16 protein-coding genes are annotated in these 15,937 nt (G+C 55.5%); 6 read left to right on the plus strand and 10 right to left on the minus strand.

All coding sequences use genetic code 11. The features are described from left to right. Nucleotides 1–123 precede the first annotated feature (123 nt). Entirely contained in the window at nucleotides 124–1,593 is a 1,470-nt protein-coding gene (locus tag B0G73_RS19270; protein WP_106282900.1) for a catalase, read from the plus strand. 107 nt (nucleotides 1,594–1,700) lie between these two features. Here the strand turns inward: B0G73_RS19270 and B0G73_RS19275 are convergent, their stop codons facing one another. From B0G73_RS19275 to B0G73_RS19295, 5 genes are all read right to left on the minus strand, one after another. Then, nucleotides 1,701–2,132 carry an OsmC family protein gene (locus B0G73_RS19275; RefSeq protein WP_106282901.1) on the minus strand — a complete coding sequence of 144 codons (432 nt, stop codon included), beginning with the start codon at nucleotides 2,130–2,132 and terminating at the stop codon, nucleotides 1,701–1,703. Between the two features lie 169 nt (nucleotides 2,133–2,301). After that, nucleotides 2,302–3,921: a Na+/H+ antiporter gene (locus B0G73_RS19280; protein WP_106282902.1), complete on the minus strand. Its 1,620-nt coding sequence runs from the start codon at nucleotides 3,919–3,921 to the stop codon at nucleotides 2,302–2,304. A 111-nt stretch (nucleotides 3,922–4,032) separates the two neighbouring features. Beyond that, nucleotides 4,033–4,944 (minus strand): LysR family transcriptional regulator, encoded by a 912-nt coding sequence (locus B0G73_RS19285; protein ID WP_106282903.1) that lies wholly within the window; start codon nucleotides 4,942–4,944, stop codon nucleotides 4,033–4,035. 176 nt (nucleotides 4,945–5,120) lie between these two features. Then, the gene (locus B0G73_RS19290) at nucleotides 5,121–5,807 is read right to left on the minus strand and encodes a type 1 glutamine amidotransferase domain-containing protein (RefSeq protein ID WP_181196589.1); all 687 of its coding nucleotides are present in this window, start codon (nucleotides 5,805–5,807) and stop codon (nucleotides 5,121–5,123) included. Between the two features lie 416 nt (nucleotides 5,808–6,223). After that, a complete protein-coding gene (locus tag B0G73_RS19295) occupies nucleotides 6,224–6,718 on the minus strand; it encodes a helix-turn-helix domain-containing protein (protein ID WP_106282905.1) in 495 nt (164 codons plus the stop codon). Between the two features lie 238 nt (nucleotides 6,719–6,956). Here B0G73_RS19295 and B0G73_RS19300 point away from each other — a divergent pair, with 238 nt between their 5' ends. Beyond that, a complete protein-coding gene (locus B0G73_RS19300; protein ID WP_106282906.1) occupies nucleotides 6,957–7,349 on the plus strand; it encodes a tautomerase family protein in 393 nt (130 codons plus the stop codon). A 110-nt stretch (nucleotides 7,350–7,459) separates the two neighbouring features. Here the strand turns inward: B0G73_RS19300 and B0G73_RS19305 are convergent, their stop codons facing one another. Beyond that, nucleotides 7,460–7,897 carry a PRC-barrel domain-containing protein gene (locus tag B0G73_RS19305; protein WP_106282907.1) on the minus strand — a complete coding sequence of 146 codons (438 nt, stop codon included), beginning with the start codon at nucleotides 7,895–7,897 and terminating at the stop codon, nucleotides 7,460–7,462. Between the two features lie 460 nt (nucleotides 7,898–8,357). Here B0G73_RS19305 and B0G73_RS19310 point away from each other — a divergent pair, with 460 nt between their 5' ends. After that, complete coding sequence (locus B0G73_RS19310; protein WP_106282908.1) at nucleotides 8,358–9,098, plus strand: SDR family NAD(P)-dependent oxidoreductase; 741 nt, start codon at nucleotides 8,358–8,360, stop codon at nucleotides 9,096–9,098. Between the two features lie 340 nt (nucleotides 9,099–9,438). Here the strand turns inward: B0G73_RS19310 and B0G73_RS19315 are convergent, their stop codons facing one another. Further along, nucleotides 9,439–10,188, minus strand: a complete 750-nt coding sequence (locus B0G73_RS19315; RefSeq protein WP_106282909.1) for an SDR family NAD(P)-dependent oxidoreductase — start codon at nucleotides 10,186–10,188, stop codon at nucleotides 9,439–9,441. 273 nt (nucleotides 10,189–10,461) lie between these two features. Here B0G73_RS19315 and B0G73_RS19320 point away from each other — a divergent pair, with 273 nt between their 5' ends. Continuing rightward, nucleotides 10,462–11,091 carry an isochorismatase family cysteine hydrolase gene (locus B0G73_RS19320; RefSeq protein ID WP_106282910.1) on the plus strand — a complete coding sequence of 210 codons (630 nt, stop codon included), beginning with the start codon at nucleotides 10,462–10,464 and terminating at the stop codon, nucleotides 11,089–11,091. A gap of 234 nt (nucleotides 11,092–11,325) precedes the next feature. Here the strand turns inward: B0G73_RS19320 and B0G73_RS19325 are convergent, their stop codons facing one another. Beyond that, nucleotides 11,326–12,015 (minus strand): flavodoxin family protein, encoded by a 690-nt coding sequence (locus B0G73_RS19325; RefSeq protein WP_106282911.1) that lies wholly within the window; start codon nucleotides 12,013–12,015, stop codon nucleotides 11,326–11,328. 287 nt (nucleotides 12,016–12,302) lie between these two features. Between B0G73_RS19325 and B0G73_RS19330 the strand changes: the two genes are divergently transcribed. Beyond that, nucleotides 12,303–12,590, plus strand: coding sequence for a DUF1330 domain-containing protein (locus B0G73_RS19330; protein ID WP_106282912.1), 288 nt, complete (start codon nucleotides 12,303–12,305; stop codon nucleotides 12,588–12,590). Nucleotides 12,591–12,889: 299 nt separating this feature from the next. Continuing rightward, nucleotides 12,890–13,504: a glutathione S-transferase family protein gene (locus B0G73_RS19335; protein ID WP_106282913.1), complete on the plus strand. Its 615-nt coding sequence runs from the start codon at nucleotides 12,890–12,892 to the stop codon at nucleotides 13,502–13,504. A gap of 281 nt (nucleotides 13,505–13,785) precedes the next feature. On the opposite strand, the gene B0G73_RS40550 is transcribed toward B0G73_RS19335, so the two are convergent. Further along, nucleotides 13,786–14,319 (minus strand): EF-hand domain-containing protein, encoded by a 534-nt coding sequence (locus tag B0G73_RS40550; RefSeq protein WP_181196590.1) that lies wholly within the window; start codon nucleotides 14,317–14,319, stop codon nucleotides 13,786–13,788. Nucleotides 14,320–14,798: 479 nt separating this feature from the next. Further along, nucleotides 14,799–15,635, minus strand: a complete 837-nt coding sequence (locus B0G73_RS19345; protein WP_106282915.1) for an alpha/beta fold hydrolase — start codon at nucleotides 15,633–15,635, stop codon at nucleotides 14,799–14,801. Between the last annotated feature and the right edge of the window lie 302 nt (nucleotides 15,636–15,937).

A 15,937-nucleotide genomic window follows, 5' to 3' on the forward strand; every position in this document is an offset into this window, starting at 1 on the left:
TAGCGCCCCCGCGTGCCATCTAGCCGCGTGTTCCGTGAAGACTCCAGCCTCACGCGCATAGCTGCTTGGTCAGAATTCACAACAGCAGTTCCAATCCGACAACCCCCGTAAGCAGGAATATTCATGAAGAAGCTCACCACAGCAGCCGGCGCACCGGTAGTGGACAATCAGAACACGCAAACAGCTGGCGCGCGCGGCCCTGCATTGCTCCAGGACGTCTGGCTTCTCGAAAAGCTAGCGCATTTCGACCGGGAGGTAATACCCGAGCGCCGAATGCACGCGAAGGGCTCCGGGGCATTTGGGTCTTTCACCGTTACCCACGACATCACGAAGTACACACGGGCGAGAATATTCTCCGAGGTTGGGAAGAAGACTGAAATGTTCGTGCGTTTCTCAACCGTTGCGGGAGAGCGCGGGGCGGCTGATGCGGAGCGCGATATCCGTGGTTTCGCAATGAAGTTCTACACGGAGGAGGGCAATTGGGATCTGGTGGGAAACAACACGCCGGTGTTTTTTTTGCGTGACCCTTTGAAATTTCCCGACCTGAATCACGCCGTCAAGCGTGACCCGCGCACCGGTATGCGCAGTGCAGAGAACAATTGGGACTTTTGGACTCAACTGCCCGAGGCGTTGCACCAGGTGACCGTCGTCATGAGCGATCGCGGCATCCCGAAAACGTACCGTCATATGCACGGCTTCGGCAGCCATACGTTCAGCTTCATCAACGCCGATCGCGAACGCTATTGGGTGAAGTTCACGTTCAAGACTGAGCAAGGTATCGAGAATCTCACCGATGCCGAGGCGACCAGTCTGATTGGTGTCGATAGGGAAAGTCACCACCGCGATCTGTACGAAGCGATCGAGCGCGGCGACTTTCCACGTTGGAAGATGTTCGTCCAGGTTATGCCGGAGGATGATGCGGGTTCTTATCGACTGAACCCGTTCGACCTGACCAAGGTTTGGCATCGAGGTGACTATCCGTTGATCGAAGTTGGCTACTTCGAGCTAAACCGTAATCCGGACAATCAGTTCGCGGATGTCGAACAAGCGGCGTTTTCGCCGGCGAATGTCGTACCTGGCATCAGTTTTTCGCCGGACAAAATGCTGCAAGGGCGATTGTTTTCCTATGGCGATGCGCATCGTTATCGTCTGAGTGTGAATCATCATCAGATCCCGGTGAACGCACCGCGCGCAGCGGTGAACGTTCATAGCTACCATCGTGACGGCTTGATGCGTGTCGACGGGAATATGGGCGATGCCACCTCGTACAATCCGAACTCGCGAGGTGAATGGGTAGAGCAGCCGGACTATGCGGAGCCGCCGTTGTCGATTGAGGGCAAAGCCGACCATTGGAACCATCGTGTCGACGACGACTACTTCTCGCAACCCGGGGATCTCTTCAGGCTAATGACGCCCGGCCAGCGCCACGCACTGTTCGAAAATACAGCGCGCTCGATGAGCGGCGTCTCGCAGCCGATTCGTGATCTACACATAGAACATTGCACGAAGGCCGATCCCGCCTACGGCGCCGGCGTTGCCAAGGCCCTTCAGGAAATCAGCCCATTGACTGCAATGGTGGCTGGGTCTAAGTAGATCGGAACGGGTCAGCGCAGCGAAGCAACGCTGGCCCGAATAGTATCGGCGCGATAGAGAAACGTGCGCCGGCCATAGCCAGCGCACGTTTCCACCTTCGGCTCGCGTCAGGAGATCAGTTTAGCGTCAAGCGTGATCTCAGCGTTGCCGGCGAATAACTTCGAAACGGGGCAGCCGTTTTTAGCCGCCGCCGACAGTTTTTCAAACGTGGCCTGATCCGCGCCCGGAATCTTTGCTTCCAGTTCCAGGTGGCATTGTGTAATCGAAAAGCCCTCACCGTCTTTATCGAGAGTGTCCGTTGCTTTCGTTGAAATGCTCTCCGCAGTTAGCCCCGCTTGTGTGAGCATCAGTGAGAATGCCATGGTGAAACATCCAGCGTGAGCAGCGCCGATTAGTTCTTCCGGATTGGTGCCGGGGCCACCCTCGAAGCGAGACGCGAACCCGTAGGGCGCGTCCTTGAGGATGCCGGTCTGTGTCGAGATACTCCCAATGCCGTCCTTGATTCCACCGCTCCACTTTGCTGATGCTGTTCTCTTCATGACCACTCCTGGGTAAATTGAGCTGCCGAATTTAAGAAAGCGCCACGGCAGTGGGTAGACGCTTCCTCTTGAGACTTTTCAGCACGGATCATCGCCACGAGGTTTGATAGACGACATTAGACTTCCATGCGTTGCGTCGCAAAAGACGGCCGCTACGGGGTCGTGCCGTCTAGTCGGCGTCGATGCGTGACTGGCTGAGATCGAGTTCGTTCTCCAGGCGTCGAAGGAGGATGTCGTTGATTTTCCCCTCGTTTCGTAGCGCGATGGCGGTACTGCGTTCAATTCTCAAAATCTCGCGAGAGAGCTCGCGAAAGCGGGCATGGGAAAAAGGTTTCGCGTTGACGTCCGCCTGGGCTCGCAGAAGGATCAGGCGGCTCTGTTGCCGTCTTTTCATTTTCCGGAGTAGCCGGGTCATTTCAGGGTCGTCAGAGTGACGTTTTTCGCGCTCCGTGAGATGGGCAAGTGCGGCAGCTATCATTAGCCGGCGCGCTTCGTGTTCTTCGTGATCGGGTTCGCTCTTCTTGTTGAACCCGAGAAGGCGGATCAAAGGTGGCAAGCTGAAGCCTTGCAGGACGAGCGTGACAAGAATGGTGCTGAAGGTCAAAAAGATAATCAGATCGCGTGCGGCGAACTGCCTGCCGTCGCTCATCAACTCGGGCAGTGACATGGCTGCAGCGAGCGAAACTACCCCGCGCATTCCCGTCCAACCTACAATAAACAGCGCTTTCAGTGAGGGCAGCTGTTCTTGCTGCTTGAACACCCGGCGTCGAATAACGTATGAAAGATAGGCGCCCGGGTAGACCCATATCAGGCGTAGAGCGATGACAAGCGCACTGAATCCTGATGCATAGGCGAATAGGACGCCTGTCCCGTAGTGATGCAAGCCTGCGAGGACCGTTGGTAGTTGCAGTCCAATCAACACGAACGCAAGGCCGTTCAGAACGAAATCGAGAGCCTTCCACACAGCGACTGCCTGCAAGCGCACGCCGTGCGAAAAGAATTCTGAACTGTGCCGGCCGAAATAGAGTCCGCAAGCGACAACAGCGAGCACGCCAGAGGCGCCGACCTCCTCCGCGACAAAGTACGCGACGTAGGGGGTGACGAGGCTTAAGGTTATCTCTATTGGACCGTCATCGAGGAATTTCTCGCATTGCCTGACGACCCATGCGACCGCGACTCCTGTGCCGATGCCCGCCACGGTCAACCAGACGAAGTGCATAGATGCCTGTGCGACCGTCGGCGTATGCCCACCTAAGACGATGGCGAGTCCCAACTCGAGAGCAAGGAGACCTGTGGCATCGTTGACCAGACTTTCACCTTCGAGAACGTGTGTGGCTCGCCCGGATAGTCCGACGCGCCGGGCGATCGAGGTAGCCGCGAGCGCATCGGTCGGCGCCACAATTGCGCCGAGGACAATGCCGGTACGCCACGTGAACAGCGTAAACAGGCTGAGACTGGCCAGTGCAACTCCCAGAACAGTGAAGATGACCAACCCGATCGCCAGCATCAGAATGCTAACGATGTTGTAGTGAAATTCTCGCCATGAAGTTTGCCAGGCCGCATGGAAAAGAAGCGGCGGCAAGAGCATCAAAAAGACAATGTCGGGATTGAGTGTGAACTTTGGCAACCCGGGGATAAAGCTGATCAGAACACCGGCAACGACAAGAACGATCGGATACGCAATCTCGAGCCGACGTGCCAGTGCGCCAAATCCGATGATCAACAGCAACAGCAGGAAGAAGATCGTCTCCGCCTGTCTGACACCCTCGTGTAAAACTAGATCCGACATGTTTCTCCTTCGGCGACCGACAGTGGGTGGCTGATATTCTGCTGTTGTTCGGGGGCGCGGGTCCTAGCCATGCCGTGACGACCTCAATTCCCATTGAACGATGAACTGACGCTAATCCGAGTGCAGCCTGAGCTTCAGGAAGTCGATCATGGCGCGTGTTGGTTTGGACGCTTGAGACGCCGCCGTACTAACGACCCATATCGGCGCAGGCGGCGCCATATACTCGGCGAGCACAGGGACCAGCCGGCCGGCTCCCATCGATTTCTCCGCTAGGTAACGATGGACCATGATCAGTCCCGCACCGGCTTCTGCTGCTGCGACCAAGGCGTCGCAGTCGTCCACGGTTATGGTAGGCCTTGGCGTGATTTGGGCTGCCTGCTCGACGACCCCGTCAAGCACAAATTTCCATTCGAATGTGTCTGTCCCTGCTGCTCCGGCGAAGTCGACGGAGCGATGACGTCGCAGCTCGTCAGGGTGGGACGGCGTGCCGGCGGATGCCAAATATTCGGGTGAGCCGCAGCAAACGAATGCCGCGCTCGACACGCGAATACCTACCAGTCCGGGCTCTACCCGCTCTCCGATCCGTATAGCCAGATCGACGTGTTCGCGATCCAGATCTGCTAGCCGGTCCTCAAGCCTGACCGCGACGTCAACACTGCGGTAGCGTTCACAGTACTCAGCGATGAGCGGAACCACACGCAGGCGCCCGAAGCCCACAGGCGTCGAGATGCGAATCTGCTGTCGCGGATTGCTTTTGCCGCTTGCTGCGTCACGCTCGGCTTGAGCGAGCTGATCGAGGATATCTTTGCACCGGGTATGAAACGTTGCTCCAGCTTCCGTCAATTGGAAGGAGCGAGTCGTACGTGCGATAAGTTGCGCGCCAATGCGTTTCTCGAGTCGCGCGACTGCCTTGCTAACGCCTGACGGTGTCATCCCAAGTACCTCCGCTGCAGCGCGGAATCCACCAATTTCCGCGACGCCGACAAACGCGTTGAGGGCCACAAGGTCAGGTCGCTGATTCATAGATTCTTTAGTTTTCGCCTACTACCAAAGCGACATAGCCCACGCCCACCGGCGCCTTGCGCCTAGGCATCGTGCAAGCGGTCTGCGCGCGCAGCGATCCCATTTTCGACGCTTGGAGCAGCCAGGTCGCTTCACTACCTTCCCGGGGGCGGACCGAATCAGATTGGGATTTCTGCTTAGACGGCTATCACTGGAGTTTCGCCAGCCAACACATGGTTGAGCGCGATGGCATATTCCGAGGCAGAGAACTGGTTTTGACCCGTCACGAGTTTGCCATCGACGACTACACGGAGGCCCCACGGTTCGACGTGAAAGAACTCGATTCCTGCCTTTTCCATAACTGGCTGCGGGAAATTCGGAATGAAGTTGGCGCCGTAAACCTTTTCCACCTCCGCGTCTTCCGCTCGCGAGAAACCTGTCGCCCGCCGTCCGACGACGTGTTTGGGAGTATTCGCCAGTGCAATCGATCCGTGACAGATTGCACCCACTACTTTATTCGCTGACCAAAAATGTTCGAGGATTCTTGCGACATCCTCGTTCGGATAGAGATCCACCGCTGCGCCGCCGCCACCAACAATGTGTATGGCATCGTAATCGTCGGGACGTACCTCTTTGAGCGGGATCGTCGATTCCAGGAGACCAGCGAGGCTTTTGTCAGAGAGAAAGCCTTTGCTGACAAGATCGTTCGCTTCCCACGACCCCTCCGAGTATGGGTCGCTCGTAGGATCGATTTTCACTTTTCCGCCGGCGGGGCTGGCGAAATCGACCTTATGTCCACGTTCCGCCAAATGCCAGTATGGGTGCGTAAGCTCGGCCAGCCAAAAACCAATGTCCGCACTGCTGACTACAAACAGGATGTTCATTATTTGCCTTCGTTCGTGGACTATGAGGTCTTGCCGATAGCGACAACCGGAGCAGAATTGTTCGCCGCCAGAACGCAACCGATTGTGCCGGAGGACACCGATATCCGACGCAGATCGCCGCATAAGCTGCTGACCTGCTACATGAGCCCTCGATCTGGACCTTCCCCGGATGCCGGTATGACTGGCAGCGAACCAATTGTAGCTTTAAATTATGAAGTGTGTGGGTTGGCCGTACGCGTGCCTCGCGATTGCCGGAGGCAAACGACGCGTGTGCTCCTGGCGGAGCCGGCGAAGGTTGCAACTTTCGTGGAAATGGCGATCAGTCTGGGTCGCCACAAAAACAGATCTCTCTGGACGTGGCGACGTCTCTTGGGAGGATGACGCGAGGTGTCGTTCTACTAATGTGATCGGCGAGTTTAATCGCTCTGGAAATCAGTCCGCCGCTCCTCGCGCTCCGCGGCGAAGTCTTCGCTCATGACGCACTCGACGTCGTCGAACGTAAAGTTTTTGCCGCCGTTGGGAGCTTCCCAAAGGTGCTTGATGACCTTTTTGCTCTTCTTATGCACGAGTTTTACGGCGGGTTGGCTATCCTCGCCAAGTTCCCACTTTTGTCCCCATGAGCGCAACGCCATGAGTATCGGGTCCAACTCTTTCCCCTTTTGTGTCTGATGGTATTCGTGCCGCGGCGGACGCTCATTGTAGAGACGTCGCTCGATTACGCCGTCAGCCTCAAGGCGCTTCAGACGCGTGGTCAGGAGGTGAGACGACATACCGGTCTGAGCTTGCAACTCGTCAAACCGATGAACTCCCAACACCAGTTCGCGCATGATCAAGAGAGTCCAGCGATCCCCGACGATCGCTAAAGATCGCGCAACAGGGCAAACACTTTCACATACGGCGTCCCAGCTCATGGTATACCCTCATTTTTCCAGGGTTTAGTATAGCAAAGCGGACGGTCAGTCAAGTCGCGTGCAATCAGCTTGCGAATATCGACGTTGAATCTTGGGTAGGTGCGGATGGGCGGTCAATTTAATTGTTCACAAACACAGAGTACTCAATTCGCGCAATCGCAATTTATTAGCCTGGACGCTGACGGTAAAGTGGGTAGCAGACCCGGGTAGCGAACCCAAACGTACTAGGAGAATCGACGTGCCACTCGTAAGAATCGACGTGTCGTCGAGCTTGACGGCAGCAACCGTGCGGACAGTCGGAGACGTCATTTACAGCGCGATGACCTCCGTCGCGAACGTTCCTGAAAACGACAAATTCCAGATTGTGACGCGGCACGCGGGAGACGAGCTTGTCTACCCGCTCGACGGCTATCTTGGCATAACCTACTCGCCCGACATCGTCTTTATTCAGGTGACGTGGAATGCTGGGCGGAGTACGGACATCAAGAAAGCCTTTTATCGTGCCGTGGCACAAGGCATTCACGACAGGACTGGTATTCGTAAAGAGGATGTCTGGATAAGTTTGGTAGACGTCGACAAAGAGAACTGGTCATTCGGGAACGGAGAGATGCAGTACGGCCCGAAACCCTGATAGCTGTCGAATTGACTGCTGGCGTGCGCCGCGTCGTGGTATGGAAGCAATTATCGGCATTCGTTTTAGACCACTTTCGCAAGTAGTCTAAAACGACAGATCGCTCTGCGTTAGTGGTGGTCCGGGAAGTCCGCTCTTGCTTCAGGCGTCACGCGTACTTTTGCATATTGAAAGGCCGGCAACGCCTTGATTGCGGTTTTCGTCGCGCCTTGGAGAGTCAGCTTTCCGCCAACAAAGTCAAGTTGCTCCACCGGGATTGCGACGTCATGTTGCGATACGCCCAAGAACTGATTGGCCGCAATGATAGCAAACGAGACCGAGCGATCGGGCGCGACGATGATGTCATGAATCACGCCAACTTGCTGATTCTGTTCGTTGAAAACGGGCTTGTTGATGATGGACTTTCTCACGCTCCATCCTTCCAGAATTGCCTGAGACTCCTGAACCGTGATGCCAAGCGTTTGTGTGCCGGCAATTTGTGCGTGCGAAGGCATCGACGCAAGCCCGATGGACGAACTAAGGAGCAGTGCGATAAGTTTGAATTTCATGATTGTGCTTCGGTAAGAGGTTAAGGGTCGAAGGGGCGATCGCAACGCTATTCCGTGCCAACATTTGACGTCACTACTCGATATGACATTCGGAATGGCGGGCGAAAGCTCAACTGCGGACGGATTCTGCCCTGGCAAACTGAAACCTGCAGAAACGAAATGATATTGAAAGAAATGATTGGTATCGCTAAATGAGCGTCACCTCCGATTGTGCTGACCAGCTTGAGAGACGGTCACCGAATTGGTCTCATGCACCCCGTCTGACTTTCGGCGATACTCTCGATGCCGGAGCTCAGTCAGGTGGTCGAGCATCGGCCCGTCGCAGCCGTGTGTTCTTGCGGATCCACCGTCATCGCTTTCCACGAATTGATAGAGCAATAGAGCAATAGAGCAATAGAGCAATAGAGCAATAGAGCAATACGGGCAATACGGGCAACTTTCCCAGGAATGAGGAGAAGCTATGAGAATGCCAGCCGCCTTGGTGGTGGGTGTCGGCGCCGCGCGAGGCCTAGGCGCCGCGCTCTGCAGAAAATTTTCCGAGGAGGGCCACCATGTCTTTGTAGCAGGGCGTACCGCGGAGAAAATCGAGCATGTTGTTGCTGCAATCAAATCTTCGGGAGGGAGCGCGGAAGCTGTATTGACCGACGCTACCAACGAGGACGATGTCGCCAAGCTATTCAAGCACGCGTTTGCTGAGAACCTGAACTACGATAAGCCGGATCTTATCGTTTTCAACGCGGGCAACAATAAGCGCATGGAGTTTCTGGACGTCTCGGCAAAAATTTTCGAGGAATTCTGGCGTGTTGGCTGTTTCGCCGGCTTTCTGGTCGGCAAGGAGGCTGCGCACTACCTCGGACCACTTGGACGTGGCACGGTTATTTTCACTGGAGCATCTGCGAGCTTGCGCGGGAAGGCAGGCTTTGCGCAATTTGCTGCGGCGAAGGCGGGGCTTAGGATGGTCAGTCAAAGTATGGCGCGGGAGTTTGGGCCGCGTGGAATACACGTCGCGCATGTGGTGATCGATGGCGGGATAGACGGCGAGCGTCTTCAACGTGGCAATCCGGAGAGGTTCGCCAGCGCGGGCCGCGACGGTTTGCTAAACACCGACTCGATTGCCCAGACGTACTGGCACATTTACCAGCAGGCTCCGTCCGCGTGGACTCAGGAGGTTGACCTGCGCCCCTTCAAAGAATCTTATTAGCCGCAGGAACGGCGAAAACTCAACGCGTCCCCAGGTTGACCAATTCCTACAGTGACAACCGAAGCGGTATGCCAGATTAGCGGACTAAGCAGAATTTCCCGAGCAGGGGTGCCATGAGCCCGGGAAAATATCCGTATCACAAACGCCAGGCCGTTGGCTCGTCGCGTCGCTAGCCATGATTTTCAGCTCGGTGCGGGGCGGTTAATACCGCACGGAGCTGCGTGGTTTAAAGCGGAAAGCTAGGCAGAGTGATCGCACAGTCAATCAGCGGGCCATAGACTTGTCTGCTCAGGCAAGTCAGACGAAACGCCGAAAACACAAGGCGCGCCAACCAAAGGCGCTAGACTTGTGACATTCCTCCATCCACGGGCAGGTCAATGCCCGCGACGAAGCTGCTTTCATCCGACGCGAGAAACAGCGCAGCCGATGCAACTTCTTCTGCAGTGCCCATTCTGCCCAAAGGTATAGCTGCTGAAAAACTGGCTCTAAGTTGATCGGCGGCCTCCTCGGTCTTTGTCCGAGCCTTGACTAGAGGGGTATCGATTGGCCCTGGACTTAGTGTATTGACGCGAATACCCAGATCCTTCAGTTCCCGGGTCCAGGTGCGTGCATACGAACGAACCGCCGCTTTGGTCGCACTATAGGTACCGTAACCTGGTACCCCTTTGATGGATGTGACCGACGCGACGAGAACAATCGATCCTCCGTTTGTCATCAAGGGTAAGGCTTTTTGTACGGTAAATAAGAGCCCCTTTGCGTTGATATCAAATGTTCTGTCGAAATGCTCCGGGCTCGTGTCTTGAAGTGTGGTCGGTTCCATAATTCCAGAATTCGCGACCAAGATGTCGATTCTTCCCTTGCTCTGCCCAATGATCGCATACAAACGATCGAGGTCATCAAGCTTGGACACATCGCCTTGCACGGCGCAACCGTTCTCTCCGATTTGCGCCACAGCCTTATCGAGCTCGTCCTTGCGACGCCCCGTGATAAAGACATACGCGCCTTCGTCGACGAATCGCAGCGCTGTGGCCAGACCGATTCCACTACTACCGCCAGTTACGACAGCAATCTTGCCTTCGAGTTTTCCCATCTAGTTCTCCAGGGGTTTGTAGGGGGCTGTTTTGACGGGATCACCGCGAACGATAACAGTCAAAGTCGGCCTGCAATGATAGACTTCAATTTTTAAAGCGTATACTGATGTCGATACGATTCAGGAACTGATTTTTCGTCATGCGAAGTTCGACGGGCTTTCGGGGCGCATGTCTCTTGTCGGGTTGGTGGCACACATTGTTGCACTGCCCCGCGGAGGTGCCACGATCGAAATTTTCGAACGTCGCCGCTTTTTCTACCTTTGGAAACACCTATGACAACCACGACCTACGGCACAGATGTTTCGGCGCTGATTCTTGTTGACGTACTCAACGATTTCCTCGCAGCCGACGGAAAAATTAACCCAGGAATTCGGGACCAGATGAAGGAGGTCAATCTAATTGAAAATCTGACTCGCCTAATCGCCGGCGCACGAGCTGCGGGTCTGCAGATCGCCTATGCACCGCATGGGCTTCATGAGCATAGCTTCGATGATGTGAAGTATGTTCCCGTGCGCATGCAGCGCGCAATGGAGCATCACATGTTCTGGATGGGGGAGTACGGCGCCGATTTCTATGAACCATTTCGTCCGCAGGCCGGCGACATCGTCACGGGTCGTCATAGGACGTTCAACGCGTTCATGGGGACTGACCTTGACGCACAGCTCAAGGCGCGTGGAATCGAGAAGGTCATCCTCGCGGGATTGACATCGCAGACATGCGTGGAGGGAACCGGTCGTCATGCGACGGAGGCCGGCTACCATCTGACCTTTCTGACAGACGCAGTCGCGGAATTTACGGCGGAGGCCCACAAGGCAGCGCTTGAAATTTCCTACCCGACGTTTGGTCACGAAGTGCTGACCGTTGACACGTTTTTAGCTGCGATCCGCAAGCCAGGCGAGTAACTGAGTGCGGCAGAAAGACGGCGAGAAACTACCTGAAAAGAGCACATCGGCGGACGTCAACACCTGCCGATGTGCGACGCAAACATCTCGCGTCCAATTCGATTCAGGCTGGCTGCCGGGCAACTGAATCCGACTCGCGCCTAGTGCGTTTGAGTACCATACACGCGACTGTCGCAACCAGGCAGGATGTCCCTTGACCGGACGGCGGCGACCTTGCCGCGTAGCTGTCCAGGCTTAGTCTTCGAACTTGTGCCACTCTTGCGGGCCCGCAACATTGCGCCTGTGTGCCTCACTCTCGCTGATCGGCTGCGGTGGGAATGTATCGGCGCCAAGCATCCAGCGGGAGGTTGTTCTTGCTATTCGCCGGCCGAAACGTTCGGCTGTGAGGCGATCGCCCGGATGGGGTGCCGTCTCAGCGTTCCCATCCGCCACACTTTGAGTCATCAGGCCAAGCCAGGAGCCGTTGACGTTGACATCGGTGGAGCGGCTGTCAGAGAAGTTGCCGCCAGGTTGGTCCCCAACTCCGACCCACACCATGCTCATCTGTGCTGCAAATACTGCCATTTGCTCTATGGCAATGAGCTTGTCGCCGGAGCGCGACGCAGAATTCGTGAAGCCTGCCGCAATCTTGTCTTTCCAGTCCTGAGTGAGCCACGGCGTAAATCCGGTTTCAAGAAAGAGCTTGAACAGGCCGTGAGCAGAGCCCATAAAGGTGGGCGCGCCAAAAACGATCGCATCCGCGGCAGAGAGTGTGCGCATGATGTCGTCGTCCTTCCATCTGCCGTCCAGGGCTATCTGGTTCGACTTGATTTCGATGAGGTCGGCCCGAGTATCGGGGAAACCATTTGCCCCCACCTGTATGTGCTCAGCAACCGTTCGCGTATGTCCGTGGCCGCTTGAATACACGATGGCAATGGTTATCATTTGCTTCCTCCTGGACCGACGTCGTAGATCTGCGCGATAGCCATGTGGCGGAAAATCTGGCGCAATATGCGTGATGTTCTGCACACATTCGAGGCAAGTCTATCACGTAACTTCAAAATACGAAGCGACAAACTTGACCCGTCGTGCTTACGCCGATTTTGGTTAGCGACTTCTTCGGGGACATGCATGTTTCGTTCAACCTGTGTAGCATTCCTGTTAATGCTGATATGAACAGCCAATCGTGGCATCATCGTCCACACCTTCACACCTATATCGGAGCAAGCATCATGTCGACCTATATTGTTTTTACTCGGGAAAGCACGCAGGATCAGGGTGAACTCGATGTCTACCACAGCGAGGTCGGCGTGACCTTCAAAGGTCATCCGGTCAAAATTCTTGCTGGCTATGGCTCTCAGCAGGTGCTTGAGGGCGATGCTCCAGAGGGCGTTGTGATCGTCGAGTTTCCGTCCACGGCGGCTGCGCGTGCTTGGTACGATAGTCCCGCCTATCAGGAGGTCGCGCAACACCGATTCAAGGGGGCGCGCTATCGTGCGGTTCTTGTCGAAGGGGTGTGACGAACTGCGTTTCCGGTCGGGCGCATTTGTCATTGCAGTGCAGTCCTCTTGGCACGCTCGGACTATCGTGATCGCACCAAGCCGATTCGCTTGAATGACGACGTTGCCTATCCACGCCACGACAGGCAGACTTCATGAGATGAAGCTGCGTTGATCGAAATTGCAATCAGGCTTTGACTACGTGCTGGGTTCGGCGTGATGTTTGGAGTTGGGTGTTTATGCAAAATACCCGACGCGCCGACACGAAGAGCCGATGCCTTTGAACATCTTCGCCACACCCTTATCGAATGAGCTCCGCGATGAAACTGTACTACCATCCGCAGTCTGGTCACTCTCACCGAGTGCGTCTGTTTTTGTCCTTGCTTGGTGTTGAGTACGAGCTTGTCGAGGTCGATCTCGGCAAGGGCGCCCATAAGTCGCCTGATTTTCTGAGGCTCAATCGTTTCGGACAAGTGCCGGTCTTGGTCGACGGCGATGTCACGGTCGCCGACTCGAGCGCAATCTTGGTTTACCTCGCTCGGAAGTTGGGTAAAACCGACTGGTTGCCGAATTCGCCGCTCGGTGAGGCAAGGATACAGCGCTGGCTCTCTGTCGCCGCCGGGGAGGTAGCCTACGGACTGGCTGCCGCCCGACAGATTACGGTTTTCGGTGCGACCCGCCAGGCAGAGGAAGTGATTGGCCGCGCGCACGGCATTCTGAAGTTGATCGACGCACAATTGGCGGGTCACGAATTTATTGTGCAATCCAGTCCGACGATCGCAGATATCGCTTTGTATAGTTACATCGCGCGTGCGCCGGAAGGCAACGTCGACCTCTCCGGCTATGCTAACGTCAACGCTTGGCTGTGCCGCATCGAAGCGTTGCCGGGCTTTGTCGAGTTCAGGAAGACGGCGGTGGGGCTGGCGGCGCAATAGTTGGGGAATCGCTCGACCTGATAGGAGCGAATCCGTAGTTCTCGATTGCTTTGCAAGTTCCCGCTTCATCTCGCGAGAATGCTGCGCGTGGAGAAATGCATTCGTTACTGGAAAGGGGTCAAGGCGATTAACCACGTCGCCCGTGACCCATTTTAGGCCCCGCGTGCAGCCACTTCGGGAGATCGAATAGCCGTTGTTCGCGACCGGCGTCAATTCGGCGTTGGCGTCAGCGGTAGAATCATTAGCGAGTCAACAGAGCCCTTCCGCCGAACTCGTTCGGCTCATCGACTATTGCGCCAATATGCATTTGCTTCGGCCGCGCCTGCGCTCAGAAAGCTATCCATTGCGCTCTCATCCGTTTGGCCGTCCGCGCCAGTCACATAGGAGTTCATCAGTTTGTTGAAGACGTCGCTTCCGCTGTTAACGCTGCTGTTGACACCGTCGACAAATTCGGTGAGGGACACGCTACCGTCGCCTGATTGATCGAAGCTCGCGAAGAGCTTGTCCGCATTGGCAACCGTCTCGCCGGCCCGCTTGAGCAAGGATTCGAACTCTGTTTTCGAAAGTGAATCATCTCCGTCTGTATCTCCCTGAACAAACATCTGGGGCGCCCACGCGACAGCCATCGGTGTTTCCGTCATGGATTGATTCTGCGTCGTGCCGTCAGGTAGCGTGACTGCCACCGACACCTGATAACTCTTGTCAGCCAACGAAGTGGCACTGGGTGAATCCGCCGCGCTGGGCGCCTTTCGCGCTGTGGAATTTGAATAGGCTTGGTATGCGGATACCAAACTATTGATAGACGAAATGGTCATGTCGTGCTCCTTTTCTGTTGGAAGTCGTAGAGTTTCCTGGTCTTCATTGTCACGTCCGTCCCAAGTAACCACGAAAATTCTCGCCCGAAGACTAAACGTTGCCTTGCGATCGCCAGCCTTGATGTCTATGAGTAGACGGAGAGAACGGCGACTGCCGGATCGGTTCAGATCGTCGCCCGACGGACCAACTTGATTACGACACACCCTGAGGTAGACTTTAGAAAAAATTCGGTCTACAGATCTTTGAATCTGGCAGTTCGCTATGTGGACGTGACCTTGATATACAGCGCAGCAGTGCTTGAGGAGGTAGTCGACGCTGCTGGTCCTGTCGTCATGATTTATGGCTTCACTATGTAAAGCCATAAATTTACATAGCATTGAAAGGTATTGAATCTTGTCGTGCAACCCATGACACACGAGGACCGGATCACCGGGTGCCATAGATCTCATCGCGCTGAGGAAGGACACGTATAATCGGGTTACCCTCTGGCTCGGCCGAGCACATCGAGAATGGCGCCCACGGTAGGCGTTTCTAAAGATTGCCAGTCGACGTGGCGGCGAAGGATTGTTTGAGCTACGGCGTCCGCGTGGGTAACGAGAGCTAAATGGCTCGCTCCAGGAATGCTGGTGATTCTCGCTCCAAGCTGTTTTGCCTCTGCTTGCTGCAAGGCGGGCGGAATAATCTGGTCTTGGTCACCGTAGACCCACCACGAAGGCTTGGTTTTCCACGCGGCTGTTGTGACCTTATCATCGAGGCAGCGTGCCAGCAGAGGTCCTTGAGCGCTTGCGAGTACCGTCGCGGTGTCTCGAGGAACGTCGGGGCCAAAGCTGTTGAGGAAGGTGTCATTCGACAGCGTGAGATAACCTGCTTCGTCGACGATCAACCCACTCTCCCATGCGGGTTTCGGGAATGGGCTGGTCAGATCGTTGATGGACTGCCCCTCTCCCGGCGAAAATGCCGATACATAAACCAGTGCTGCGACCTTTGGCGAGTTCCCTGCCTCAGTAATTACTGCGCCACCATATGAGTGGCCCACGAGAATCACTGCGCCAGATTGAGCGTTGACAGCTCGGCTCACTACAGCCGCATCATCGCTTAGGGATGTGCGTGGTAACTGAACGGCCACAACTTTCAGGCCCTGCTTTTGAAGAAACGGCGTTACCGACGCCCAGCTGGATCCATCGGCCCATGCACCATGTACCAAAACGACCGTTGCGCTTGTGCTCGCACGAGAGCTCCCGCAGCCTGCGACTCCCCCTAAAATGCTGGCGCCGCAGAAAATTAAAGCGAGTATTTTGTAGAGAGATGTTTTCATTTATTGGGAAAAATATGGAGGCGGTAAGTTCTCTAAACGATTGTGCGTCTGCCGATCTCAGGTCCTACTGAGTGGCGAGCAGGTTGGGCTGAGGTCCGCGCCAAATATGTCGATTGTTGCAGGCATGTTCTGGCTTCAAGCATTGGCTACCAAATTCTCGTTCGCTACCCCAAGGCTGGCGAGATATGGAGAACAATCTCAGACACTGTATAGGCTTATACCACAATACTTCAAAAAATGAAGTTACAGGGTTTCGTAGTGACTGCTGCAATTTTTTGACCATCGGTCGTCGGCCTCCAACT

It is taken from the genome of Paraburkholderia sp. BL25I1N1 (assembly GCF_003002025.1).
Lineage (GTDB): Bacteria > Pseudomonadota > Gammaproteobacteria > Burkholderiales > Burkholderiaceae > Paraburkholderia.